At 65.8% G+C, this 23,877-nt stretch carries 21 protein-coding genes; 7 read left to right on the top strand and 14 right to left on the bottom strand.

Annotated elements, in window-relative coordinates; genetic code table 11:
- Positions 1-47 precede the first annotated feature (47 nt).
- The gene (glmS, locus tag ACSBPQ_RS01480; RefSeq protein ID WP_442683326.1) at positions 48-1,880 is read right to left on the bottom strand and encodes a glutamine--fructose-6-phosphate transaminase (isomerizing); all 1,833 of its coding nucleotides are present in this window, start codon (positions 1,878-1,880) and stop codon (positions 48-50) included.
- A gap of 219 nt (positions 1,881-2,099) precedes the next feature.
- On the opposite strand from glmS, the gene ACSBPQ_RS01475 reads away from it, so the two are divergent.
- The 6 genes from ACSBPQ_RS01475 to ACSBPQ_RS01450 all read left to right on the top strand — a co-directional run bounded on the left by ACSBPQ_RS01475 (position 2,100) and on the right by ACSBPQ_RS01450 (position 9,670).
- A complete protein-coding gene (locus tag ACSBPQ_RS01475; RefSeq protein ID WP_442683325.1) occupies positions 2,100-3,368 on the top strand; it encodes an efflux RND transporter periplasmic adaptor subunit in 1,269 nt (422 codons plus the stop codon).
- A 48-nt stretch (positions 3,369-3,416) separates the two neighbouring features.
- Positions 3,417-4,130, top strand: coding sequence for an ABC transporter ATP-binding protein (locus ACSBPQ_RS01470; protein ID WP_442683324.1), 714 nt, complete (start codon positions 3,417-3,419; stop codon positions 4,128-4,130).
- A gap of 10 nt (positions 4,131-4,140) precedes the next feature.
- Positions 4,141-5,445, top strand: a complete 1,305-nt coding sequence (locus tag ACSBPQ_RS01465) for an ABC transporter permease (RefSeq protein ID WP_442683323.1) — start codon at positions 4,141-4,143, stop codon at positions 5,443-5,445.
- Between the two features lie 159 nt (positions 5,446-5,604).
- Positions 5,605-6,828: an ABC transporter permease gene (locus ACSBPQ_RS01460; protein WP_442683322.1), complete on the top strand. Its 1,224-nt coding sequence runs from the start codon at positions 5,605-5,607 to the stop codon at positions 6,826-6,828.
- A gap of 147 nt (positions 6,829-6,975) precedes the next feature.
- Positions 6,976-8,316 (top strand): sigma-54-dependent transcriptional regulator, encoded by a 1,341-nt coding sequence (locus ACSBPQ_RS01455; protein ID WP_442683321.1) that lies wholly within the window; start codon positions 6,976-6,978, stop codon positions 8,314-8,316.
- Positions 8,317-8,326: 10 nt separating this feature from the next.
- A complete protein-coding gene (locus ACSBPQ_RS01450) occupies positions 8,327-9,670 on the top strand; it encodes a sensor histidine kinase (protein ID WP_442684477.1) in 1,344 nt (447 codons plus the stop codon).
- 152 nt (positions 9,671-9,822) lie between these two features.
- Here the strand turns inward: ACSBPQ_RS01450 and glmU are convergent, their stop codons facing one another.
- Positions 9,823-11,190 carry a bifunctional UDP-N-acetylglucosamine diphosphorylase/glucosamine-1-phosphate N-acetyltransferase GlmU gene (gene glmU, locus ACSBPQ_RS01445; RefSeq protein WP_442683320.1) on the bottom strand — a complete coding sequence of 456 codons (1,368 nt, stop codon included), beginning with the start codon at positions 11,188-11,190 and terminating at the stop codon, positions 9,823-9,825.
- A gap of 80 nt (positions 11,191-11,270) precedes the next feature.
- On the opposite strand from glmU, the gene ACSBPQ_RS01440 reads away from it, so the two are divergent.
- Positions 11,271-11,654: a GtrA family protein gene (locus ACSBPQ_RS01440; protein WP_442683319.1), complete on the top strand. Its 384-nt coding sequence runs from the start codon at positions 11,271-11,273 to the stop codon at positions 11,652-11,654.
- 199 nt (positions 11,655-11,853) lie between these two features.
- On the opposite strand, the gene ACSBPQ_RS01435 is transcribed toward ACSBPQ_RS01440, so the two are convergent.
- The 12 genes from ACSBPQ_RS01435 to ACSBPQ_RS01380 form a co-directional block, all read right to left on the bottom strand.
- The gene (locus ACSBPQ_RS01435) at positions 11,854-12,276 is read right to left on the bottom strand and encodes a F0F1 ATP synthase subunit epsilon (protein WP_442683318.1); all 423 of its coding nucleotides are present in this window, start codon (positions 12,274-12,276) and stop codon (positions 11,854-11,856) included.
- 83 nt (positions 12,277-12,359) lie between these two features.
- Positions 12,360-13,766 (bottom strand): F0F1 ATP synthase subunit beta, encoded by a 1,407-nt coding sequence (gene atpD, locus ACSBPQ_RS01430; RefSeq protein WP_442683317.1) that lies wholly within the window; start codon positions 13,764-13,766, stop codon positions 12,360-12,362.
- Positions 13,767-13,803: 37 nt separating this feature from the next.
- On the bottom strand, positions 13,804-14,667 hold the full coding sequence (gene atpG / locus ACSBPQ_RS01425) for a F0F1 ATP synthase subunit gamma (RefSeq protein ID WP_442683316.1): 864 nt from the start codon (positions 14,665-14,667) through the stop codon (positions 13,804-13,806).
- A 78-nt stretch (positions 14,668-14,745) separates the two neighbouring features.
- Entirely contained in the window at positions 14,746-16,308 is a 1,563-nt protein-coding gene (gene atpA / locus ACSBPQ_RS01420) for a F0F1 ATP synthase subunit alpha (RefSeq protein WP_442683315.1), read from the bottom strand.
- A 45-nt stretch (positions 16,309-16,353) separates the two neighbouring features.
- On the bottom strand, positions 16,354-16,881 hold the full coding sequence (locus ACSBPQ_RS01415) for a F0F1 ATP synthase subunit delta (protein WP_442683314.1): 528 nt from the start codon (positions 16,879-16,881) through the stop codon (positions 16,354-16,356).
- A gap of 3 nt (positions 16,882-16,884) precedes the next feature.
- Positions 16,885-17,355: a F0F1 ATP synthase subunit B gene (locus ACSBPQ_RS01410; RefSeq protein ID WP_442683313.1), complete on the bottom strand. Its 471-nt coding sequence runs from the start codon at positions 17,353-17,355 to the stop codon at positions 16,885-16,887.
- A 111-nt stretch (positions 17,356-17,466) separates the two neighbouring features.
- Positions 17,467-17,769, bottom strand: coding sequence for a F0F1 ATP synthase subunit C (gene atpE / locus ACSBPQ_RS01405; RefSeq protein ID WP_057635707.1), 303 nt, complete (start codon positions 17,767-17,769; stop codon positions 17,467-17,469).
- 73 nt (positions 17,770-17,842) lie between these two features.
- The gene (atpB, locus tag ACSBPQ_RS01400) at positions 17,843-18,640 is read right to left on the bottom strand and encodes a F0F1 ATP synthase subunit A (RefSeq protein WP_442683312.1); all 798 of its coding nucleotides are present in this window, start codon (positions 18,638-18,640) and stop codon (positions 17,843-17,845) included.
- A gap of 24 nt (positions 18,641-18,664) precedes the next feature.
- Positions 18,665-19,030, bottom strand: a complete 366-nt coding sequence (locus tag ACSBPQ_RS01395) for a hypothetical protein (protein ID WP_442683311.1) — start codon at positions 19,028-19,030, stop codon at positions 18,665-18,667.
- 616 nt (positions 19,031-19,646) lie between these two features.
- The gene (gene lpdA / locus ACSBPQ_RS01390; RefSeq protein ID WP_442683310.1) at positions 19,647-21,782 is read right to left on the bottom strand and encodes a dihydrolipoyl dehydrogenase; all 2,136 of its coding nucleotides are present in this window, start codon (positions 21,780-21,782) and stop codon (positions 19,647-19,649) included.
- 17 nt (positions 21,783-21,799) lie between these two features.
- Positions 21,800-22,456: a hypothetical protein gene (locus ACSBPQ_RS01385; RefSeq protein ID WP_442683309.1), complete on the bottom strand. Its 657-nt coding sequence runs from the start codon at positions 22,454-22,456 to the stop codon at positions 21,800-21,802.
- Positions 22,453-23,823: a dihydrolipoyllysine-residue acetyltransferase gene (locus ACSBPQ_RS01380; protein WP_442683308.1), complete on the bottom strand. Its 1,371-nt coding sequence runs from the start codon at positions 23,821-23,823 to the stop codon at positions 22,453-22,455. Before ACSBPQ_RS01380 ends, ACSBPQ_RS01385 begins: the two co-directional genes overlap by 4 nt.
- Positions 23,824-23,877: the final 54 nt, after the last annotated feature.

Raw genomic sequence — 23,877 nt, 5'->3', positions numbered from 1 at the left:
TGCGACCCGTATTCTTCCCGCATTTGATGACTGCCCGATGACGGCAGTCACTCCACCGTGACGCTCTTGGCCAGGTTGCGCGGCTTGTCCACGTCGGTGCCGCGGGCCAGGGCGGTGTGATAGGCCAGCATCTGTACCGGGATGGTGTGCACGATGGGGCTGAGCACGCCGGCATGGCGCGGCGTGCGGATCACGTGCACGCCTTCGGAAGCGTTGAAGTTGCTGTCCTGGTCGGTGAACACGAACAGCTCGCCGCCGCGCGCGCGCACTTCCTGCATGTTGGATTTGACCTTCTCCAGCAGGCTGTCGTTGGGGGCGATCACCACCACCGGCATTTCCGCATCCACCAGCGCCAGCGGGCCGTGCTTGAGCTCGCCGGCCGGATAGGCCTCGGCGTGGATGTAGGAGATTTCCTTCAGCTTGAGCGCGCCTTCCAGCGCGATCGGGTAATGCAGGCCGCGGCCCAGGAACAGCGCGTTGGACTTGCCGGCAAAGCGTTCGGCCCAGGCGATGATCTGCGGCTCCAGGTTCAGCGCGTGCTGCACGCTGCCCGGCAGGTGCCGCAGCTGCTCCAGGTAATCGGCTTCCTGCGCGGCGGTGACCTTGCCCTGCAGCTTGCCCAGCACCACAGTCAGCTGGAACAGCGCCGCCAGCTGGGTGGTGAAGGCCTTGGTCGAGGCCACGCCGATCTCGGCGCCGGCGCGCGTATAGCAGACCAGCTCGCTGGCACGCGGGATGGCGCTTTCGGGCACGTTGCAGATCGACAGCGTGTGCTGGTGGCCCAGCGACTTGGCGTACTTGAGTGCCTCCATCGTGTCCAGGGTTTCACCGGACTGGGAGATGGTGACGATCAGGTGTTTGGGGTTGGCACAGGCGGCGCGGTAGCGGTATTCGCTGGCGATCTCCACGCTGCACGGCAGCCCGGCGATGGCCTCGATCCAGTAACGCGCGGTCATGCCGGCGTAGTAGCTGGTGCCGCAGGCCAGGATCTGCACGCCTTCGATGTCCTTGAGCACCGCTTCGGCATTGGCGCCGAACAGGGTCGCCGGGAAGCCACCGGCATCGATCGCCGCTTCCACGGTATCGCCCAGCGCACGCGGCTGCTCGTGGATTTCCTTCTGCATGAAGTGGCGGTACGGACCCAGCTCCAGCGAGGCCAGCGACACATCGGACATCCGCTGCTCGCGCTGCACCGGCGCATTGTCGCCATCGAACACACGCACGCCCTGACGGGTCAGCTCGGCGGTGTCGCCTTCTTCCAGGAACATCACCCGACGGGTGGCCTGCAGGATCGCCGACACGTCCGAGGCGACGAAGTTCTCGCCCTCGCCCAGCCCCACCAGCAACGGGCAGCCCATGCGCGCGACCACCATGCGGCCCGGCTCGTTCTGGCTGATCACCGCCAGCGCATAGGCACCGGTCAATTCCTTCACCGTGCGCTGCAGCGCACCCAGCAGGTCATCGTGATCGGCCTGCAGGTGATGGTGGATCAGGTGGGCGATGACCTCGGTATCGGTCTGCGACTCGAACACATAGCCCAGCGCGGTCAACCGCTCACGCTGTTGCTCGTGGTTTTCGATGATGCCGTTGTGCACCAGCGCCACGCCCTGGCTGATATGCGGGTGGGCATTGGACTCGGTGACACCGCCGTGGGTGGCCCAGCGGGTATGGCCGATGCCCAGCGTCGCAGCGAAGCCTTCGGTGGCGGCGGCGCTTTCCATCTCGGCGACACGGCCGGTGCGGCGCACACGGCGCATCTGGTTGGCGGCCAGCACGGCGATGCCGGAGGAGTCGTAACCGCGATATTCCAGCCGCTTGAGTCCTTCAATCAGTACCGGAACCACATCGCGATCGGCGATCGCTCCAACAATGCCGCACATAGTCCATCCACCTGGATTCAGAAGCGGACATTTTAGGTCAAACCAACCAGCCACCCACAGGACAACCACCGGACACGGCTTCACCCAGACAGTGTCCGTGCAGGTGTCCGCGGACACCCGGACACATCATCGAAAAGAAAATAACCCTTTATTTTCATTCACTTGGATATTGGCACGGAGCCTGCTTTATCCGTATCACCTCCTATAGCGAAGCCGACGATGATCCGCGACACCTCCGCCCAGGACCAGACACTCTCCCAGCGCGCCGGGCCGCAATGGCACCGCTGGCTGTGGCCGGCGGTCATTGCGATCGCACTGCTGGCGGGCATCGGTTTCGTTGCCAAGGGCTGGCTCGGCGGATCACGTTCGTTTGATGGCGCACGCCTGCGCATCGCCACGGTCGGCCGGGGTGATCTGGTGCGCGACATCGCCGCCGACGGCCGCGTGATCGCCGCCAACAGCCCGGTGCTGTATGCGATCTCCGCCGGCACCGTGACCCTGAAGGTGGTGGCTGGTGACGTGGTCAAGCAGGGCCAGGAGCTGGCGGTGATCGACAGTCCGGAGCTGCGCAGCAAGCTGGCGCAGGAGCAGGCCACGCTCGCCGGGCTGGAGGCCGAGGCCGGGCGCGCCGCACTTGATGCCACCCTCGCCCGCGCCACCGCCAGCAAGATCACCGACCAGGCCGCCATCGACCGCCAGGCCGCCGCCCGCGACCTGGAACGCTACCAGCGCGGCTACGACGGTGGCGCAGTGCCGCAGGTCAATCTGGCCAAGGCGCAGGACGACCTGAAGAAAGCCGAGATCACCCTGCAGCACGCCCGCAGCGACGCCACGCTGCAGAGCCGCGGTGCGGACCTGGACGCGCGCAACAAGCGCCTGCAGGCCAACCGCCAGCAGGCGGTGGTGGACGAAGTGCAGCGCCAGGTCGATGCACTGACCCTGCGCGCCCCGTTCGACGGCCAGGTCGGCCAGGTGCAGGCCACCCAGCACACCCAGGTCGCCGCCAACGCACCGGTGCTGGGCGTGGTCGACCTGTCGCGCTTCGAGATCGAGATCAAGGTGCCCGAAAGCTTCGCCCGCGATCTGGCGATCGGCATGCCGGCGCAGCTGACCAGCGGCTCCGGCCAGCCGTTCCCGGGCGAGATTTCGGCGGTATCGCCGGAAGTGGTCAACGGCGAAGTGGTGGCCCGCATCCGCTTTTCCGACCAGCAGCCGCCGGGCCTGCGCCAGAGCCAGCGCATGAGCGCGCGCGTCCTGCTCGATGCCCGCAAGGACGTGGTCAAGGTCGAGCGCGGCCCGTTCGTCGAGCAGTCCGGCGGACGCTACGCCTGGGTGGTCAACGGCAGCACGGCCACCCGCCGCCCGGTGCAGTTCGGTGTCAGCAGCCTGGGCGAAGTCGAGATCATCCAGGGCTTGCAGCCGGGCGAGAAGGTCGTCGTCTCCGGTACCGACCTGTTCGGCGACGCCGAGCGCGTGTCCATCAACTGATTCCCCCGCCTTTTCCCACCTCCTTCCTTTCCAGCGCAGGAACTTCCGATGCTCCAGATGCACTCCGTCTCCAAGGTCTTCCGCACCGAACAGGTTGAAACCCACGCGCTGCGCTCGCTGGACCTGCACGTGCGCGAAGGCGAGTTCGTCGCCGTCACCGGCCCGTCGGGTTCGGGCAAGACCACCTTCCTCAACATCGCCGGCCTGCTGGAAACCTTCACCAGCGGCCAGTACCTGCTCGACGGCCAGGATGTCAGCCACCTCGGCGATGACGCCCGCTCACGGCTGCGCAACCAGAAGATCGGTTTCATCTTCCAGGGCTTCAACCTGATCCCCGACCTGAACCTGTTCGACAACGTCGATGTGCCGCTGCGCTACCGCGGCATGCCCAGCGCCGAGCGCCACGAGCGCATCGAGAAGGCGCTGACCAGCGTCGGCCTGGGCTCGCGGATGAAGCACTATCCGGCCGAACTGTCCGGCGGCCAGCAGCAGCGTGCCGCCATCGCCCGTGCCCTGGCCGGCAGCCCGCGCCTGCTGCTGGCCGACGAGCCGACCGGCAACCTCGATACGCAGATGGCCCGCGGCGTCATGGAACTGCTGGAGGAGATCAACTCCCAGGGCACCACCATCGTCATGGTCACCCACGATCCGGAACTGGCCGCACGCGCGCAGCGCAACGTGCACATCGTCGACGGCCAGGCCACCGACCTGCTGCGCGAGCCGGTGCTGGCCCATCCGCATTCCGTTCCCGTTGCAGGCTGAGGCCAACGCCATGTTCCGCTATTACTTCAAACTGGCCCTGCGCAGCTTCGGTCGCAACAAGATCCTGACCGCGCTGATGGTGCTGGCCATCGCCCTGGGCATCGGCGCGGCGATGACCACCCTGACCGTATTCAAGGTGCTGGCCGGCGACCCGATCCCGCACAAGAGCGAGCGTCTGTTCTACGTGCAGCTCGATCCGGGCACACGGGAAGGCTACAAGCCGGGCGAGGAGCCGGAGTGGCAGCTGACCCGTTTCGACGCCGAGGAGCTGCTGCGGCAGAAGAAGGCGCCGCGGCAGGCGATGATGACCGGCGGTGGCGGCCTTGTTGATCCGCGCACGGATGCACTCAAGCCCTTCCGCGTGAGCATGCGCTACACCTCGGGCGATTTCTTCCCGATGTTCGACACGCCCTTCCTGTTCGGCCAGGGCTGGAGCGGCGCCGAGGATACAAACCACGCCCGCGTCGCGGTGATCGGCAAGACGCTCAATGACAAGCTGTTCCAGGGTGCCAACAGCATCGGCAAGGAAGTGCTGGTGGAAGGCCATGCGCTGCGCATTGCCGGCGTGCTGGATGCGTGGTCGCCCAAACCCAAGTTCTACGACCTGAACACCGGCAAGTTCGACGCCGACGAGGAGGTGTTCGTGCCGTTCAGCACCGCGCTGGACCTCAAGCTGGGCCGCAACGGCAGCATGAACTGCTTCGGCCGCGAGATCGTCAACGACGCGCAGGCACTGAACGCGCCCTGTGCATGGATCCAGTACTGGGTGGAGCTGGATGCCGCGGCCGATGCGTCCACGTTCAAGGCCTACCTGGACAACTACTCCGGCCAACAGCTGGCTGCAGGCCGTTTCGAGCGTCCGGCCAACACCCGCCTGCGCAATGTGATGGAACACCTGGATTACAACAATGCGGTACCCGGCGACGTGCGCCTGCAGATGTGGCTGGCATTCGGCTTCCTGCTGGTGTGCCTGGTCAACACGGTTGGCCTGTTGCTGGCCAAGTTCCTGCGCCGCAGCGGTGAGATCGGCGTACGCCGCGCTTTGGGCGCCAGCCGCCGCGAGATCTTCAAGCAGTGTCTGGTCGAGGCCGGCACGATCGGTCTGGCCGGCGGGCTGCTCGGCCTGCTGTTCGCACTGGGTGGATTGTGGGCAGTACGCCAGCGGCCGGCCGAATACGCCGCGCTGGCGCATCTGGACGGCACGATGCTGCTGCTGACGTTCGCCCTGGCCATCGCCGCCAGCCTGCTGGCCGGTCTGCTGCCGGCATGGCGGGCGATGCAGGTGGCACCGGCGCTACAGCTCAAGAGCCAGTGAAACAGGAATGCGTGGAGAGGAGTGGGAACTGAGAAAGAACCAGATCAACACCCCTGCCACCACCTTCGCCACCGCCATGAATAACCCCCGCCACTGGGAAGGCGCGACGGATTGCCGTTGCTTCCTCTCACCCCTTACTCCTCGCCTCCGGAGATTCCCATGGAAATCCGCCCCATCCTGTCCACGCTGACCCGCCACAAGACGGCGGCGGCGCTGATCGTGCTGGAGATCGCATTGAGCTGCGCGATCATCTGCAACGCACTGTTCATCGTTTCCCAGCGTATGGAGACACTCAATCTGGCCAGCGGCATGGACGATGACCGGCTGGTCGAAATCGCCCTCAGCGGCATCGGCGAGCAGACCGACGCCGATGCCCGCACCGCCGAGGATCTGGCTGCACTGCGCGCCGTCCCGGGCGTGGAACGCGTGGCGGTGACCAACCAGCTGCCGTTCCAGAACGGCAGCTGGAACACCTCGCTCGCGCTCAGCGCCGAGCAGGAAGTACCCACCCTCACCGCCACCCAGTACATGGTCGGCGAAGGCACGCTCGCGACGATGGGCCTGACGCTGGTCGCCGGCCGCGACTTCAACGCCGACGAATACATGAGCAGCGATGTACTGAGCAAGGTCGAGGACGCCGAGGGCCTGTCCTCACCGATCATCCTCAGCAAACCGGCGGCCGACAAACTGTTCCCCGACGGCGGTGCGGTCGGCAAGACCGTGTACATGGCCAACATCCCGCTGACCATTGTCGGCGTGGTCGACACCCTGCTGCGGCCGAACATGATGGGCGGCAACCGCACGTTTTCGATGATCCTCCCGATCCGCATGAACTTCTCCAACGGTGGCCGCTACCTGATCCGCGTCAGCGAGCCGGCACGCCGCGCCGAGGTGCTGGAGCAGGCGCTGGCCGCACTGGACCGGAACGATCCCAACCGTCTGGTGTCGCGCAAGCAGACCTACGAGGAAGGCCGCGCGCGGTACTTCGCCAATGACCGCGACATGATCGGCCTGCTGCTGATCGTCAGCGCACTGCTGTTGCTGGTGACCGCGCTGGGCATCGTCGGCCTGGCCAGTTTCTGGGTGCAGCAGCGCACCAAGCAGATCGGTATCCGCCGCGCGCTCGGCGCCACCCGCGGGCAGATCCTGCGCTACTTCCAGACCGAGAACTTCCTGCTGGCCGGTATCGGCATCGTGCTCGGCATGCTGCTGGCCTATCTGCTCAACCAGTGGCTGATGGGCCGCTACGAGCTGCCACGGCTGCCGCTGCTGTACCTGCCGGTCGGCGCGCTGGCACTGTGGCTGCTGGGCCAGGCCGCAGTGTTCGGCCCGGCACGGCGGGCGGCGGCCATTCCGCCGGCAGTAGCCACGCGCAGCGCCTGAAGCGGTTCCACGATGTCCAGTGACTACCTATACGCATGCCGGGAAAGGATTCACCACCATGGAAGGCTCCTCCCCGGCCCGTCCGCCAGCGCCAGCCGCAGCGTGTAATGTGCTGATGCGCCCGCTCACCGCTTTTTACGACCGCCGATGCCGCAGATCCTGATCATTGACGACAACACCGCCGTGGCCACCGCGCTGGACGTGCTGTTCTCCCTGCACGACATCGACACGCGCCACGCCAGTTCGCCCGGACAGGGGCTGGCGATGCTGGCCGAACAGGAGTTCGACCTGGTGCTGCAGGACATGAACTTCACCGCCGACACCACCTCCGGCGAGGAAGGCCAGACACTGTTCCGTGCCATCCGCGACGCACACCCGGACCTGCCGGTGATCCTGCTCACCGCCTGGACCCATCTGGACAGCGCGGTGGAACTGGTCAAGGCCGGCGCCGCCGACTATCTGGCCAAGCCGTGGGATGACGGGCGTCTGCTGACCACCGTCAACAACCTGCTGGAACTGGCCGAAGCCCGCCGCGAGCTGGCCCGCCGCCGTGCCCGCGAGCTGCGCCAGCAGCAGGCCCTGCACGAGCGCTACAACCTGTGCGGGATGGTGTTCGCCGATCCGGCCAGCGAACGGGTGATCGCGCTGGCCTGCCAGGTCGCGCGATCGGAACTGCCGGTCCTGATCACCGGCCCCAATGGCGCCGGCAAGGAGAAGATCGCCGAGATCATCCAGGCCAACTCGGCCCACCGCAACGGCCCGTTTGTGGCGCTGAACTGCGGCGCCATTCCGGCCGAGCTGATCGAGGCCGAACTGTTCGGTGCCGAGGCCGGCGCCTACACCGGTGCCAACAAGGCGCGCGAGGGCAAGTTCGAAGCGGCCGATGGCGGCACCCTGTTCCTGGACGAGATCGGCAACCTGTCCCTCGGCGGCCAGATGAAACTGCTGCGCGTGCTGGAAACCGGACGTTTCGAACGGCTCGGTTCCAACCGCGAACGGCAGGTCACGGTGCGGGTGGTCAGCGCCACCAATGCGGACCTGCCTGCGATGATCCGCGATGGCAGCTTCCGCGAGGATCTGTACTACCGCCTCAACACCGTCGAGCTGGCGCTGCCGCCACTGGCCGAACGCCGCGAGGACATCCTGCCGCTGGCCCGGCATTTCCTCGGGCAGGACGGCAAACCGCTTTCATCGCAGGCCGCACAAGCGCTGCAGCATCACAGCTGGCCGGGCAATGTGCGCGAACTGCGCAATGTGATCCAGCGCGCCAGCCTGCTCGCACAGGGCCCGCGTATCGAAGTGGCCGACCTCAATCTGCCGCGCGTGCATGCCCGCCCGTCGATTCCAGCCGATGAACCGGACCGCGCGCGGATCGTCAACGCACTGGAACGTGCCCATGGCGTGATTGCCCAGGCCGCGGCCGACCTCGGCCTGAGCCGGCAGGCGCTGTACCGGCGCATGGACCGCCACGGCATCCCGCGCGAATGAGCCGGCGATGCTGAGATCACGCTCCTTCACCTTCAAGCTGTTCCTGCGGCTGCTGCCGGTGCTGGCGCTGGCGGCGGCGTTTCCGTGGCTGCTGGCCTACTGGCTGGACCGTGGCTGGGTGGTGGCGCTGCTCTCGGCACTGCTGCTGATGGCGCTGATGTGGTGGGCGCTGCGCCGTGCCACCGCGCCTGTGCGCTCGCTGCTGCGCGCGTTGGCCGGCACCACCAGCAGCTACCGCGATGGCGAGTACAACTTCGGCGTGCACTGGCGCGGCAACGACGAACTGGCGCAACTGGTGCGCGCCCATGGCGAGCTGGGCGAGGTGCTGCGCGAGCAACGCCAGGCGCTGGTGCAGCGCGAGCTGCTGCTGGACACCATGGTGCAGAACACACCCGTGGCGATGCTGCTGCTGGGCAACGGTGGTGATGGCGTGCAGCGGGTGACCTTCTCCAACACCGCCGCGCGCAAGCTGCTGCATGGCGGCTGGAAGCTGGAAGGCAAGCGCCTGCACGAGCTGCTGGAGAGCATGCCGGAGGAGCTGCGCAATGCCATCGCGCGCGGTGGTGACTGCCTGTTCGCGGTCCGCGAGGCAGACGGAGACGAGGACGACGAGCAGATCTACCACCTGTCGCGACGCAGCTTCCATCTCAACGGCCGTCCGCACGAACTGCTGCTGCTGCGCCTGCTGACCGCCGAACTGCGCCGCCAGGAAGTGCAGACCTGGAAGAAGGTGATCCGCGTGATCAGCCATGAACTCAACAATTCACTGGCGCCGATCGCCTCGCTGGCGCATTCCGGCGCCGAGCTGGTCCGGCGCGGCAAGACCGAACGGCTGGAGGACATCTTCGCCACCGTCGAGGAACGCGCGCGCCATCTGGAAGGCTTCATCCGCGGCTATGCGCGCTTTGCCAAGTTGCCGCAGCCGCAGCTGCAGACGGTGGTCTGGAAACAGTTCCTGCATGGCCTGCAGCAGCAGATCGGTTTCCGCATGGCCGAATTCCCGGATGAGCTGTGCAGCCGGATCGATCCGGCGCAGTTCTCGCAGGCGTTGCTCAACCTGCTCAAGAACGCGCACGAGGCCAGCGCCGACAACGGCGCCGGCGACAATGCGGTTGAAGTCCGCCTTGCACAACTGCCGCACTGGCTCCGCATCGAAGTGCTGGACCGCGGCAGCGGCATGAACGAGGCGGTGCTGCAGAACGCGCTGATGCCGTTCTATTCGACCAAGCGCAACGGCACCGGCCTCGGGCTGGCGCTGACCCGCGAGATCATCGAAGCCCACGGCGGCCGGATCGCGCTGCAGAACCGCAAGGACGGCGGCCTGTGCGTGGCGATCCTGCTGCCGCACGATTGAACCTGCCACGCCCAGACGCTACGCAAGTACCGCTTGTGCACCGTCTCGACAACGGCCTACCCGGCATCCGCACGACGGCGACATCCCGGCAGATCCGGCAAGCGCCGGTTGCCGCAACAGGCGCGGTTGCTCCGCGCCCGCTGGCCCCGGCCTCAGGATTTCTTGAGCGGACGCACCCAGCCATCGACGGTCTGCTGCCGTGACCGGGCGACGGTCAACTTGCCGGCCGGCGCGGTGCGGGTCACCACCGAACCGGCGGCAATGGTGGCACCATCCTCCAGCGTCACCGGTGCCACCAGCGAACTGTTGGAGCCGACGAACACCGCATCGCCGATCACCGTCTGGAACTTGTTCACCCCGTCATAGTTGCAGGTGATGGTGCCAGCGCCGATGTTGGTACCACTGCCAATCACCGCATCGCCCAGATAGGTCAGGTGGTTGGCCTTGCTGCCCTTGCCCAGTGTGACCTTCTTGGTCTCGACGAAATTGCCCACATGCACGCCGTCAGCCAGCAGCGTGCCCGGACGCAGCCGCGCGAACGGACCGATCTGCGCGGCACCTTCGGCAATGACGCCTTCCAGGTCGCAGTGCGCCCGCACTTCGGTACCGGCACCCAGCTTGACGTCCTTCAGCCGCACGAACGGCCCGATGCGCACGCCATCGCCCAGCTCGACCTGGCCTTCCAGCACCACGTTGGCATCGATCTGCACGTCACGGCCCACGGTCACCGTGCCGCGCTGGTCAACACGCGCCGGGTCCAGCAGGCGTGCGCCCTGCGCGCACAGCGCCCTGGCCGCGCGCAGCTGCCACGCCCGTTCCAGCTGCGACAGCTGCCAGGGGTCGTTCGCGCCTTCGGCTTCCTGCGCATCGGCGACATGGACCAGTTCGGCCGGCGTGTACTCGGCCGTGGCCGAGGCGAACACATCGGTGAGGTAATACTCCCCCTGTGCATTGGCGTTGGACAGCGCCCCCAGCCAGCGCCGCAGCGCGGTGGATTCGGCGGTGATGATGCCGGTGTTGATGGTGCGGATGCGCTTTTGCTCCTCGTCGGCGTCCTTCTGCTCGACGATAGCCGCCACCTTGCCCTCGGCATCGCGCACGATACGGCCATAGCCGCTGGGATCGTCCAGCTCGGCGACCAGCACCGCCAGCCGTGGCGCTCCCGCCAGCAGGGCCTTCAGGGTGTCGGCACGGATCAGCGGCACATCGCCATACAGCACCAGCACCTGCGCGGTATCGGGAACTTCCGGCATCGCCTGCTGCACGGCGTGGCCGGTGCCCAGCTGCTGTTTCTGTTCGGACCAGACCAGGTCCTGCTGGTCGGCGAATGCCGCACGCACCGCTTCACCGCCATGTCCGTAGACCACGTGGATACCCGCCGGCTGCAACTGCCGGGCGGCCTCGATCACATGCGCAAGCATCGGCTGGCCTGCGATCGGCTGCAGCACCTTCGGCAACACCGACTTCATACGCTTGCCGGCGCCGGCGGCGAGGATGATCACGTGCAATGGCTGGGTCATGGGGAAAACTTTGTTGAACAGTGCTCGGATTCTAATCCCGCAATGGGTAGCATTGACCCCCCTTCCTGCCGGAACCCTTGATGAGCCTGTTCCGCCAAGGCAGCCAGTACATCGCCATCGGCCTGTTGCAGCTGCTGCTGGACTGGGGCGTATTCGTCGCCGCAAGCGCGTTGGGCATCGCCGCCGCGCCCAGCAACCTGCTCGGCAGGATCAGCGGCGCGTTGCTGGGCTTCTGGCTCAATGGCCGCTACACGTTTTCCCGACACGGACAGCAACGTCACGGATGGCGCCGCTTCGCCCGTTTTCTTGCGCTGTGGCTGGCGATGACGCTGATCAGCACGCTGCTGGTCAGCTACACCGCAAGCCATCTCGGCCTGCACATGGCCTGGCTGGGCAAGCCCCTGGTGGAGGGCGGGCTGGCGCTGGTGACTTTCTTCCTGCTGCGGCATCTGGTCTATCGCTGAGCGCTGCAACTGCCCCGCAGAGGCCGGGGCCAGTCGCTTCCAGCTCACCCAGGCGTACCATCCGCGCTTGTCCACAGTCGGCATGAGCGAGCGCCTGCGCCATCGCCACCACCAGACAACCAGCGCGTTGTCCTGTGTCCGTCCATAACGAAAAACGCCGGCCCAAGGCCGGCGTTTTCCAATGCGCTGTGCGCGAACCTCAGTGCTTGAGGTTGCGGCGCAGACGCTCCAGCGCCTGCAACTGCGCGGTGACCTCGGCCAGACGCTGCTGTGCTTCGGCCAGCTCCATGGCTTCGCCACGGTTGGCCAGCACGCGCTCGGCTTCTTCCTTGGCCTTGCGCACGGCCGCTTCGTCGATGTCGGTGGCGCGGATGGCGGTGTCGGCCAGCACGGTCACGACCTGCGGCTGCACTTCCAGGATGCCGCCGGAGATGGCGAAATCCAGCTGTTCGCCGCCGACGGTGGTAACCACCACCTTGCCCGGCTTCAGGCGGGTGATCAGCGGAGCGTGCTTGGGCGCGATGCCCAGCTCGCCCAGCTCACCGGTGGCCACGACCAGGGTGGCTTCGCCGCTGAAGATCTGCTGCTCGGCACTGACGATGTCGCAACGGATGGTGCTCATGGAACTCTCTTCGCCTGGTTGGGTGGGCCTGCGCCCACCGCAGGTTGCCGCGAAGGCGGAGCGGACTCCGCCTTACGCTGGAATTAGGCCTTTTCGGCCATCTTCTTGGCCTTCTCGACCGCTTCTTCGATGCCGCCGACCATGTAGAACGCCTGCTCCGGCAGGTGGTCGTACTCGCCATCGACGATGGCCTTGAAGCCACGGATGGTGTCCTTCAGCGACACGTACTTGCCCGGCGAACCGGTGAACACTTCGGCCACGTGGAACGGCTGGCTGAAGAAGCGCTCGATCTTGCGCGCGCGCGACACGGCCTGCTTGTCCTCTTCGGACAGTTCGTCCATGCCCAGGATGGCGATGATGTCCTTCAGTTCCTTGTACTTCTGCAGGGTCTGCTGGACGCGCTGGGCGGTTTCGTAGTGCTCGGTACCGATGACCTGCGGGTCCATCTGGCGCGAGGTCGAGTCCAGCGGATCGACCGCCGGGTAGATACCCAGCGAGGCGATCGAACGCGACAGGGTCACGGTCGAGTCCAAGTGGGCGAAGGTGGTGGCCGGCGACGGGTCGGTCAAGTCGTCCGCGGGCACGTACACGGCCTGGATCGAGGTGATCGAACCGGTCTTGGTCGAGGTGATGCGTTCCTGCAGGACGCCCATTTCCTCGGCCAGGGTCGGCTGGTAACCCACCGCCGACGGCATGCGGCCCAGCAGTGCCGACACTTCGGTACCGGCCAGGGTGTAGCGGTAGATGTTGTCGACGAACAGCAGCACGTCCTTGCCCTTGCCGCTGGCGTCCTTCTCGTCACGGAAGTACTCGGCCATGGTCAGGCCGGTCAGGGCCACGCGCAGACGGTTGCCCGGCGGCTCGTTCATCTGGCCGTAGACCATCGCCACCTTGTCCAGGACGTTGGAGTCCTTCATCTCGTGGTAGAAGTCGTTGCCTTCACGGGTACGCTCACCCACGCCGGCGAACACGGACAGGCCGCTGTGCGCCTTGGCGATGTTGTTGATCAGCTCCATCATGTTGACGGTCTTGCCGACGCCGGCGCCGCCGAACAGGCCGACCTTGCCGCCCTTGGCGAACGGGCACATCAGGTCGATCACCTTGATGCCGGTTTCCAGCAGCTCGGTGGAGGAGGACTGGTCTTCGTACGACGGCGCAGCGCGGTGGATTTCCCACGAGTCCGACGCGACAACCGGACCGGCTTCGTCGATCGGGCGGCCCAGCACGTCCATGATGCGGCCCAGGGTGCCGGCACCGACCGGCACCGAGATGGCGCGACCGGTGTTGTTGGCGACCAGACCACGCTTCAGGCCGTCGGTGGAACCCAGCGCGATGCAACGGACGATACCGTCACCCAGCTGCTGCTGGACTTCCAGCGTGATCTCGGTGTTTTCCACCTTCAGTGCGTCGTACACCTTCGGTACGTCGCTACGCGGGAATTCGACGTCGACGACCGCGCCGATGATCTGAACGATCTTGCCCTGACTCATTGCTGCATCCTCTAAATGTGTGCTTTGACTGCGCGCGTCAGACTGCTGCCGCGCCGCCGACGATTTCGGAAATTTCCTGGGTGATCGCTGCCTGGCGGGCCTTGTTGTAGACCAGCTGCAGGGTTCCGATCAGCTTGTTCGCGTTGTCGCTCGCCGCCTTCATCGCCACCATGCGTGCCGCATGCTCGGAAGCGACATTCTCCAGCAGCGCCTGGTACACCAGCGACTCGATGTAGCGCGTGATCACGTGCTCGAGCACGGTCGCGGCATCGGGTTCATACAGGTAATCCCAGTCGTGCGCGGCCATCTGCGTCTCGCTGGGCGGCAACGGCAACAGCTGGTCGAAGCTGGCCTTCTGCGTCATCGTGTTGATGAAACGGTTGTAGACCAGATACACGCGGTCCAGCTTGCCTTCGGTGTAGGCGTCGAGCATGACCTTGATCACGCCGATCAGCGTTTCCAGCTGCGGGTTGTCACCGATGTGGGTGACGCTGCCGACCATGTTCACGTTGACGCGACGGAAGAACACGCTGGCCTTCTGGCCGACGGTCACCATGTCGATCTCGGCGCCCTTGTCCTGCCAGCCGCGCATTTCCGTGACGGCCTTGCGGAACAGGTTGTTGTTCAGGCCGCCGGCCAGACCGCGATCGGAAGAGATCACGATGTAGCCCACGCGCTTGACGTTCTCGCGCTCAACCAGGAACGGGTGCTGGAAATCGGTGCTGGCCTGGGCCAGGTGGCCGATCACCTGCTTCATCGCCTGCGCGTACGGACGCGAGGTCTTCATCCGCTCCTGCGCCTTGCGGATTTTGGAGGCCGAGACCATTTCGAGCGCGCGCGTCACCTTGCGGGTGTTCTGCACACTCTTGATCTTGGTTTTGATTTCGCGTCCGCTTGCCATCTCTTCTTCCCGTAGAGCGGGGCCAAGGCCCCGCTTTATCAGTGTGAAGCGGAGCCTGGCTCCGCTCTACCTGCGCTATTACCAGCTGCCGGTGGTCTTGAAATCGGAGATGCCCTTCTTGAAGGCGGCCTCGATCTCGTCGTTCCAGGCACCGGTGGCGTTGATCTTGCTGATCAGCTCGCCGGCGGTGTTGGCAAAGTGCGCGTGCAGGCCGGTTTCAAACGCCAGCAGCTTGTTGACCGGCACGTCGTCGAGGTAACCCTCGTTTACGGCGTAGATCGACAGCGCCTGGTCGGCGATCGACATCGGCGCGTACTGCTTCTGCTTCATCAGCTCGGTGACGCGCTGGCCGCGCTCCAGCTGCTTGCGGGTGGCTTCGTCCAGGTCCGAGGCGAACTGCGCGAACGCCGCCAGCTCGCGGTACTGCGCCAGCGAGATACGGATGCCGCCGGACAGCTTCTTGATGATCTTGGTCTGCGCCGAACCACCCACGCGCGACACCGAGATACCGGCGTTCACGGCCGGACGGATACCGGCGTTGAACAGGTCGGTTTCCAGGAAGATCTGGCCGTCGGTGATCGAGATCACGTTGGTCGGCACGAACGCGGACACGTCACCGGCCTGGGTTTCGATGATCGGCAGTGCGGTCAGCGAACCGGTCTTGCCCTTCACCTCACCCTTGGTGAACTGCTCCACATACTCTTCCGAGACGCGGGCGGCACGTTCCAGCAGGCGGGAGTGCAGGTAGAACACGTCACCCGGGTAGGCTTCACGGCCCGGCGGACGCTTCAGCAGCAGCGAGATCTGGCGGTAGGCCACGGCCTGCTTGGACAGGTCGTCATAGACGATCAGCGCGTCTTCGCCGCGGTCCATGAAGTATTCGCCCATGGTGCAGCCGGAGTAGGCGCTGATGTACTGCATCGCGGCCGACTCGGAGGCGGTGGCGGCCACGACCACGGTGTGGGCCAGCGCGCCGTTTTCTTCCAGCTTGCGCACGATGTTGGCCACGGTCGAGGCCTTCTGGCCGATCGCGACGTACACGCACTTGATGCCGGTACCCTTCTGGTTGATCACCGCGTCGATGGCCATCGCGGTCTTGCCGGTCTGGCGGTCACCGATGATCAGCTCGCGCTGGCCGCGGCCGATCGGAATCATCGAGTCGACCGACTTGTAACCAGTCTGCACCGGCTGGTCGACCGACTTGCGCCAGATCACGCCCGGAGCAACGCGCTCCACCGGGGCGGTCAGCGCGGTGCCCAGCGGGCCCTTGCCGTCGATCGGCTCGCCCAGCGCATTGACCACGCGACCGAGCATTTCCGGGCCGACCGGCACCGACAGGATCTGGCCGGTGGTCTTGGCCACGTCGCCTTCGCGCAGGTGCTCGTAGTCACCCAGCACCACGGCGCCGACCGAGTCGCGCTCCAGGTTCAGCGCCAGCGCATAGGTGTTGGCGCCGCTGGCGGAAGCCGGCAGCTCGATCATTTCACCCTGCATCACGTCGGCCAGACCGTAGATGCGCACGATGCCGTCGGACACCGAGGTCACGGTGCCTTCGTTGCGCGATTCCGCGGACAGCGCGACCTTCTCGATGCGGTTCTTGATCAGTTCGCTGATTTCGGAGGGGTTGAGCGTGGTAGCCATCGTCAAGTCCTAGTGCCGGCAAGCAAGCCGGACGTTAAATTGAATTCAGTGTGCGAGCGCGGTCTGCAGGCGCGACAGCTTGCCCTTGAGCGAGCCATCGATCACCACGTCGCCGGCGTCGATCACGGCGCCGCCGATCAGCGAAGCGTCCACCGCGGTCGTCACCTCGACGCCACGGCCGAAACGCCTGCCCAGCGCGGCCTTGATCTTTTCCAGCTCTTCGGCCGACAACTCGGCAGCCGAGGTCACCGTGGCCTTGACCACGTTTTCGGCATCGGCGCGCAGCTGTTCGTACAGACCGGCGATTTCCGGCAGCTGCTGCAGCCGCTGCGACTCGGCCAGCAGCCCCAGGAAACGGCCGTAGGCATCGCCTGCCGCCTCCGGAGCCAGCAGGGCGACAGCATCGCCGCGGCCGAGCTGCGGATTGGACAGCAGGGCCGACACGCGCGGATCGGCAGCAACGCGGGCGGAGAACGCAAGCGCGTCCGACCACGGCGCGAACTTGCCATCCTCGCGCGCAATCGCAAATGCGGCGCGGGCGTACGGGCGGGCAAGCGTGAGGGCCTGGCTCATCTATCAGATCTCCGCGGCCAGCTCGTCGAGCAGCGCCTTGTGGGCGTTGGCATCGATTTCGCGCTTGAGCAGCTTCTCGGCACCGGTCACGGCCAGAGCGGCCACCTGCTTGCGCAGGTCTTCGCGGGCACGGTTGGCGGCGGCGTCGATCTCGGCCTTGGCCAGGTCTTTCTGGCGGTTGGCTTCAGCGATGGCTTCGTTCTTGGCCGCTTCGACGATCTGGTTGGCACGGGCATGCGCCTGATCGATGATCTCGTTGGCCTTGCCACGGGCGTCCTTCAACGCCTCGTTGACCTTCACTTCGGCCTGGGCCAGGTCTTTCTGGCTGCGGTCGGCAGCGGCGAGGCCTTCAGCGATCTTCTGCTGGCGCTCCTCGATAGCCTTCATCAACGGCGGCCAGATCAGGGTCGCGATGATCCAGATCAGCGCGGCAAACGCCAGGGCCTGCGCAATGAGGGTGAAATTGATATTCATGGTTAGCTCGGTCGCTGGTGTCGGGGGTGGTTGCGCCGCCGTGGCGGCGCAACCGGACCTTCATCCGAAGCCGGCTGCCCGCAGGCAACCAGCCATCTCACTGCAGCCGGATCAGCCCGCCAGCTTGGCGGCTTCGGCCAGCAGCGTGGAAGCCAGCGGGTTGGCGAAGGCCAGCAGCAGGCCGACGGCGACCGAGATGATGAACGCGGCGTCGATCAGGCCGGCGGTGATGAACATGCGGACCTGCAGCACCGGGATCAGTTCCGGCTGGCGCGCGGCCGACTCCAGGAACTTACCGGACATGATGGCCAGACCCAGACCGGCGCCCAGTGCGGCGAGGCCGATCATGATGCCGACGGCAAGGGCGGTGGAGCTCTGGACTTGGGCGAGGTTGGTCAGGACGGCGAAGTACATGGTTATCTCCAGGAACTTAAGTAGCTAAGGGTGATGAAACGGATGAAGGTTGAAACGGGTTGAAGCTTGTAACTCAGTGACTGTCTTCCGACAGGCTCAGGTACACGATCGACAGCATCATGAAGATGAAGGCCTGCAGCGGAATCACCAGCAGGTGGAACAGCATCCAGCCAAGGCCGAACGTGCCGCCTGCGATGGCACCGAAGACACCGGCGCCGCCCAATACCCAGATCAACAGGAAGACGATTTCACCGCCAAACATGTTGCCGAACAGTCGCATCGCCAGCGAAATCGGCTTGCTCAGCCACTCGACGATGTTGAGGATGAGGTTGAACGGCATCATCCACTTGCCGAACGGAGCGGTCAGGAATTCCTTGATGAACCCGAGCACGCCCTTGGACTTGAGCGAGAAGAAGATCATCAGGAAGAACACGCTGATCGACATGCCCAGGGTGGCATTGACGTCGGCGGTCGGCACCGGCTTCCAGTAGTGGATGCCCGCCCACGACAGCGGGATGGCGATGAAATCGGCCGGGATCATCTTGATGAGGTTCATCAACAGGATCCAGAAGAAGATGGTGATCGCGATCGGCGTCACCAGCTTGCTGCGGCCGTGGTAGGTGTCCTTGGCCTGGCGGTCGACGAACTCCAGGCAGATCTCGACAAACGCCTGCCACTTGCCCGGCACGCCGGACGTGGCCTTGCGGGTCGCCATCCAGAACGCGAACACCATCACCAGCCCCAGCAGGACCGAGGTAAAGATCGTATCGACGTGGATCGTCCAGAAACCACCGCCTTCACCGACCGGAGCGGTCAGATTCTGCAGGTGATGCTGGATGTAGGAGGTAGGGGTTAGTGCCTCGCCCGCCATGTGTCCGGAACCTTTATGAGTGAATCAACGCCTGGCCAGAGCCAGAACCTGGAACATCAGCGCCACTGGAATTGCCGCCAGCAGTGCCAAAGGAGGAAGCCGCCACCAGAAAAAAGCCATTCCGAGCACGGCAACAATCAACACAAGCTTCAGCGCCAATCCCACGAACATGCGGACCATTGCTGAACCGGCGGTCTGTACACCGCCACCAAGCCCTACCCACGCCGCCAGTGCCGACCCTCCCACGACCGCCACGCCGGAAACCAGCGCGCCGAGTGCATACCTTGGCCCCATGAACAGGAAGGCCAGGGCCAGGATCACCACTGCGGCAAGCGGATAGACCGCGGCGCGCAACATCAGCCGCCGACCCGCGTCAACGGAGTTCAGCACGTAAAGGTGTCCTGAAGGTGATGGGAAAGAGCCGAGCCACACGCGGGCGCCTCGTCGAGCCGCGAAAGTATAACAGCGGGACATTTTGAGAGACAACCGCCACAGGACACCCATATGACTATGCAAGTGGCCGCATTTGCTGGCATTTCTGCCAAAACGCCACCGATGGGCGACATTCGGGACAGCTGCATTGTCGCAGCGCAGCACCGGGAACTTCCCGATCTGTGATCGGTCACACCCCGCAGTCCACCGCATTTCACCTCGTCGACGTGTGGCGGACCCGGTGAGGTGGCGTCGCCCGCCCCCTGCGACGCCACCTCACACACTTCTTGAACGTCCCCCCATCCTGCCAGCGGATGCCCCTGCGCCGCACGCAACGGCGCGCCGGGAAGACTCCCCGGCCTCCATCACAGCCGCCATCCCCCGTACATCACGGCCTGTACGGCCCGCACACGTCGTCCACCTCCAGTCGCCCCGCATGGAACCGGCCCACCAACGGCACAGGCCGGCCTTGCCGGGTGAGGTGTTCGCGCACAACCGCCCGCTGCTCGGGCACGACGCTGGAAACAACGACGCCCCGATGAAGGGGCGTCGTGACGGTCATTGCGTGCGCGGCTTACTTTTTCTTCGGGATATACAGATCGGTGATGGTGCCGTCGTAGATCTCCGCAGCCATCGCCACCGACTCGCTCAGCGTCGGGTGGGCGTGGATGGTGTGGCCGATGTCTCCGGCTTCGGCCCCCATCTCGATGGCCAGGCCGATTTCAGCCAGCAGCTCACCGGCGTGCGGACCGACGATGGCACCACCGATCACGCGATGGCTCTCCTCGTCGAACAGCAGCTTGGTGAAGCCTTCGGTGCGGCCGATGCCGATGGCGCGGCCACTGGCCGCCCACGGGAACTTGGCCACGCCCACCTTCAGTCCCTTGGCCTTGGCCTCGGTCTCGGTGACGCCAACCCAGGCGATTTCCGGGTTGGTGTAGGCCACCGACGGAATCACCCGCGCCACCCACTCCTTCTTCTCGCCGAAGGCCACTTCCGCGGCCAGCTTGCCCTCGTGCGTGGCCTTGTGGGCCAGCATCGGGTTACCGACGATGTCGCCGATGGCGAAGATGTGCGGCACGTTGGTGCGCATCTGCCGATCGACCGGAATGAAGCCGCGGTCGGTGACTTCGACGCCGGCCTTGTCGGCATCGATCTTCTTGCCATTGGCCGAGCGGCCCACGGCAACCAGCACGCGATCGAAGGTGCCGCTTTCCATCGCCGGCTTGTCGCCTTCGGTGGCGGCCTCGAAGGTCACGGTGATGCCCTTCTTGCCGGCGCTCACACCGGCGGCCTTGGTCTTCAGATGGACTTCGATGCCCTGCTTCTTCAAGCGGTCGGCCAGCGGCTTGACTAGGTCCTTGTCGGCGCCCGGCATCAGCTGGTCCATGAACTCGACCACGGTCACCTTGGCACCCAGCGCGCTGTACACGGTGGCCATTTCCAGGCCGATGATGCCGCCACCGACGACCAGCAGCGAACCCGGCACTTCGGCCAGCTCCAGCGCATCGGTGGAATCCATCACGCGCTTGTCGTCCCACGGGAAGTTCGGCAGCTTCACCGCCTGCGAACCGGCGGCGATGATGCACTGCTCGAAACGCAGCAGCTGGGTCTTGCCGTCGGCGCCGGTGATCTCCATTTCATTGGCCGAAACGAATCTGGCCACGCCGTGCACGGTGCGCACCTTGCGTTGCTTGGCCATGCCGGCCAGGCCCTTGGTCAGCTGGCCGACGACCTTTTCCTTGTAGCCGCGCAGCTTGTCCAGGCTGATCTTCGGTGTGCCGTACTCGATGCCCAGCTCATCGGCATGCGCGGCATGGTCGATGATCTCGGCCGCGTGCAGCAGCGCCTTGGACGGAATGCAACCGACGTTGAGGCAGACGCCGCCGAGGCTGGCATAGCGCTCGACCAGCACGGTATCCATGCCCAGGTCGGCTGAACGGAAGGCGGCGGTGTAGCCACCCGGGCCGGCGCCGAGCACCACCATGCGGCATTCGATGTCGGCGGTACGGCCGCTGGACGGCAGCGCCCTGGCGGCCACGGCCGGATCCGGCGCGCGGTGCGACGGGGTCACCGGCGGCTTGCTGCCCGGCGCGGCCTTGGCGGCGGCAGGCGCGGCACCAGCCGCTTCCAGCACCACCACCACATCGCCTTCCGACAGCTTGTCGTCGAGCTTGACCTTGATTTCCTTGACCACGCCATCGGCGGTGGACGGCACTTCCAGCGTGGCCTTGTCCGATTCCAGCGTGACCAGCCCCTGGTCCTTCTTCACCGTGTCGCCCACGGCCACCAGGATCTCGATCACCGGCACGCCGTCGTAGTCGCCGATGTCCGGCACCTTCACCTCGACCGGACCCGTCGCCGCCGGCGCACTCACCGCCGCCGGGGCGGGCGCGACCGCCTGCTGCACGGGGGCGGCGGCAGGCGCAGGGGCCGATGCGGCGGCAACCGGAGCCGGCGCCGCGGCCGCGCCTTCGGCTTCCAGGACCACGACCACATCACCCTCGGACAGCTTGTCGTCGAGCTTGACCTTGATCTCCTTGACCACGCCGGCCGCCGTGGACGGCACCTCCAGCGTCGCCTTGTCCGATTCCAGCGTGACCAGCCCCTGGTCCTTCTTCACCGTGTCGCCCACGGCCACCAGGATCTCGATCACCGGCACGCTGTCGTAATCGCCGATGTCCGGAACCTTGATTTCAATCGTCGCCATTGTCTTCTCCCGTGGGCTCAGTCGGCGTCTTGGCCGTAGAACCGGTTATGCATCCTGTCGAGCGCGCGTTCGATGTCGGCGTAGCGCTTCTCGTACTTCTTGTCTTTGCTGTGGGCCAGTTCGACCAGCAACACCGCCTGGTCCTGCAATGCCTCCAGCGGGCCGCAATTGCTGCGCTTGCCGCTGTAGCGCTGGCCACCCACGGTGAAGGACACCACCTCGGCCTCGGTGACCGGCGCCTGCCCGGCCACTTCCGGCATGGACAGCGCCTGCGTCCAGGCCTGTACCAGCCGTTGCGCCAGCGCCTCGGGCACGGGTGCCTGCACGAAATCCGGCTGCTGGTCGACCACCAGGCTCACGCCACCGCGGCTGCGGCCACTGTTCCAGTTGTAGATGCGCTCATCGGCGACACCGGCCAGCACCAGCCACTGGCCGCTGCCGGCATCCCGCCGCAGCAGCACCTGCGATTCCTCGCCGCGCACCGGCAGGGTCAGCATCGACACACCGTCCTCGACCGCCCCGCCCAGCAACTGCACCGCCGCCTCGCCGTAGTTGCCCACGGCCGGCGGCCAGCCCTGGCCGATGACCGGCTCGCAGCTTCGGGCCAGCGCCGGTGCGGCGACCGCCACCAGCAGCGCCGCCAGCAGCGCGCGTCCGCAAATCGCTGGCCTCACAGCAGCACGCGCCGCATGTCGGCCAGCACCTGCCCCAGATAGGTGGTGAAGCGCGCGGCCAGCGCACCATCGATGACGCGGTGGTCGTAGCTCAGCGACAGCGGCAGCTGCAGCTTCGGCGCGAATTCCTTGCCGTTCCAGACCGGCTGGATCGACGACTTGGACACGCCGAGGATCGCCACTTCCGGCGCATTGACGATCGGCGTGAACGCAGTGCCACCGATGCCACCGAGCGAGCTGATCGAGAAGCAGCCGCCGCTCATGTCGGCCGGGCCGAGCTTGCCGTCGCGCGCCTTCTTGGCCAGCTCGCCGGTTTCCTGGGCGATCTGTACCACACCCTTCTTGTCCACGTCGCGGATCACCGGCACAACCAGGCCGTTGGGCGTATCGGCGGCAAATCCGATGTGGAAGTACTTCTTCAGCGTCAGGTTCTCGCCGCTGGCGTCGAGCGAAGCGTTGAACTCGGGGAACTTCTTCAGCGCCGCGGCGCTGGCCTTGATCAGGAAGGCGAGCATGGTCAGCTTGATGCCGGCCTTCTCGTTCTCCTTGTTGAGCTGCACGCGCAGCGCTTCCAGCTCGGTGATGTCGGCCTGATCGAACTGGGTGACGTGCGGGATCATCGCCCAGTTGCGCGCCAGATTGGCGCCGGAAATCTTCTTGATGCGCGACAGCGGCTGCACTTCGGTCTCGCCGAACTTGCTGAAGTCCACCTTCGGCCACGGCAGCAGGTTCAGGCCGCCGCCAGCCACCGCGCCACCGTCTGCCGCCGGCACGCCGCCGCCGAGAGCGGCCTTGACGAACTTCTGCACGTCACCCTTGGTGATGCGCCCGCCCTTCTCGCTGCCGCTGAGCTGCAGCAGGTCCACGCCCAGTTCGCGCGCGAACACGCGCACCGCCGGGCTGGCATACGGTACCTTGGACGGCAGCACGCCCTCGGCATTGAACTGCACCGGCGGCGTCGACGGACGACCGGCCGGAAGCGCGGCGTCCTGCTGGATCTCGCGCTGGGCCAGCTTGTCGGCCACCGGGGCAACAGCCACCGGCTCGACCTTGGCGCCGGTTTCGGCGGTCGCCTCGATCTTGGCCGGGGCCGCCGGCGCACTTGCGGCAGCAGGCTTTTCAGCCTCGGCCACTTCGATCAGCGCCACCACCTTGCCTTCGGACAGGCTGTCGCCGACCTTGACCTTGATCTCCTTGACCACACCGGCCACCGACGAGGGCACTTCCATCGTCGCCTTGTCCGACTCCAGCGTGACCAGCCCCTGGTCCTTCTTCACCGTGTCGCCGACGGCAACCAGGATTTCGATTACCGGGATGTCGCTGTAGTCACCGATATCGGGGACAAGTGCTTCCTTGATTTCGGCCATGAAACTACTCCAGCAACAGTGAGGGAAACCCCTATTGTGGCCTCAGCGGAGCGC

This window comes from Stenotrophomonas sp. JC08 (assembly GCF_052180205.1).
Classification (GTDB): domain Bacteria; phylum Pseudomonadota; class Gammaproteobacteria; order Xanthomonadales; family Xanthomonadaceae; genus Stenotrophomonas.
This window is presented reverse-complemented; position numbering and strand designations above follow the sequence as displayed.

Bases quoted from the DNA above. Each gene is read 5' to 3' on its own strand.
- glmS (WP_442683326.1), bottom strand. From the start codon at position 1,880: ATGTGCGGCATTGTTGGAGCGATCGCCGATCGCGATGTGGTTCCGGTA.
- ACSBPQ_RS01475 (WP_442683325.1), top strand. From the start codon at position 2,100: ATGATCCGCGACACCTCCGCCCAGGACCAGACACTCTCCCAGCGCGCC.
- ACSBPQ_RS01470 (WP_442683324.1), top strand. From the start codon at position 3,417: ATGCTCCAGATGCACTCCGTCTCCAAGGTCTTCCGCACCGAACAGGTT.
- ACSBPQ_RS01465 (WP_442683323.1), top strand. From the start codon at position 4,141: ATGTTCCGCTATTACTTCAAACTGGCCCTGCGCAGCTTCGGTCGCAAC.
- ACSBPQ_RS01460 (WP_442683322.1), top strand. From the start codon at position 5,605: ATGGAAATCCGCCCCATCCTGTCCACGCTGACCCGCCACAAGACGGCG.
- ACSBPQ_RS01455 (WP_442683321.1), top strand. From the start codon at position 6,976: ATGCCGCAGATCCTGATCATTGACGACAACACCGCCGTGGCCACCGCG.
- glmU (WP_442683320.1), bottom strand. From the start codon at position 11,190: ATGACCCAGCCATTGCACGTGATCATCCTCGCCGCCGGCGCCGGCAAG.
- ACSBPQ_RS01440 (WP_442683319.1), top strand. From the start codon at position 11,271: ATGAGCCTGTTCCGCCAAGGCAGCCAGTACATCGCCATCGGCCTGTTG.
- ACSBPQ_RS01435 (WP_442683318.1), bottom strand. From the start codon at position 12,276: ATGAGCACCATCCGTTGCGACATCGTCAGTGCCGAGCAGCAGATCTTC.
- atpD (WP_442683317.1), bottom strand. From the start codon at position 13,766: ATGAGTCAGGGCAAGATCGTTCAGATCATCGGCGCGGTCGTCGACGTC.
- atpG (WP_442683316.1), bottom strand. From the start codon at position 14,667: ATGGCAAGCGGACGCGAAATCAAAACCAAGATCAAGAGTGTGCAGAAC.
- atpA (WP_442683315.1), bottom strand. From the start codon at position 16,308: ATGGCTACCACGCTCAACCCCTCCGAAATCAGCGAACTGATCAAGAAC.
- ACSBPQ_RS01415 (WP_442683314.1), bottom strand. From the start codon at position 16,881: ATGAGCCAGGCCCTCACGCTTGCCCGCCCGTACGCCCGCGCCGCATTT.
- ACSBPQ_RS01410 (WP_442683313.1), bottom strand. From the start codon at position 17,355: ATGAATATCAATTTCACCCTCATTGCGCAGGCCCTGGCGTTTGCCGCG.
- atpE (WP_057635707.1), bottom strand. From the start codon at position 17,769: ATGTACTTCGCCGTCCTGACCAACCTCGCCCAAGTCCAGAGCTCCACC.
- atpB (WP_442683312.1), bottom strand. From the start codon at position 18,640: ATGGCGGGCGAGGCACTAACCCCTACCTCCTACATCCAGCATCACCTG.
- lpdA (WP_442683310.1), bottom strand. From the start codon at position 21,782: ATGGCGACGATTGAAATCAAGGTTCCGGACATCGGCGATTACGACAGC.
- ACSBPQ_RS01380 (WP_442683308.1), bottom strand. From the start codon at position 23,823: ATGGCCGAAATCAAGGAAGCACTTGTCCCCGATATCGGTGACTACAGC.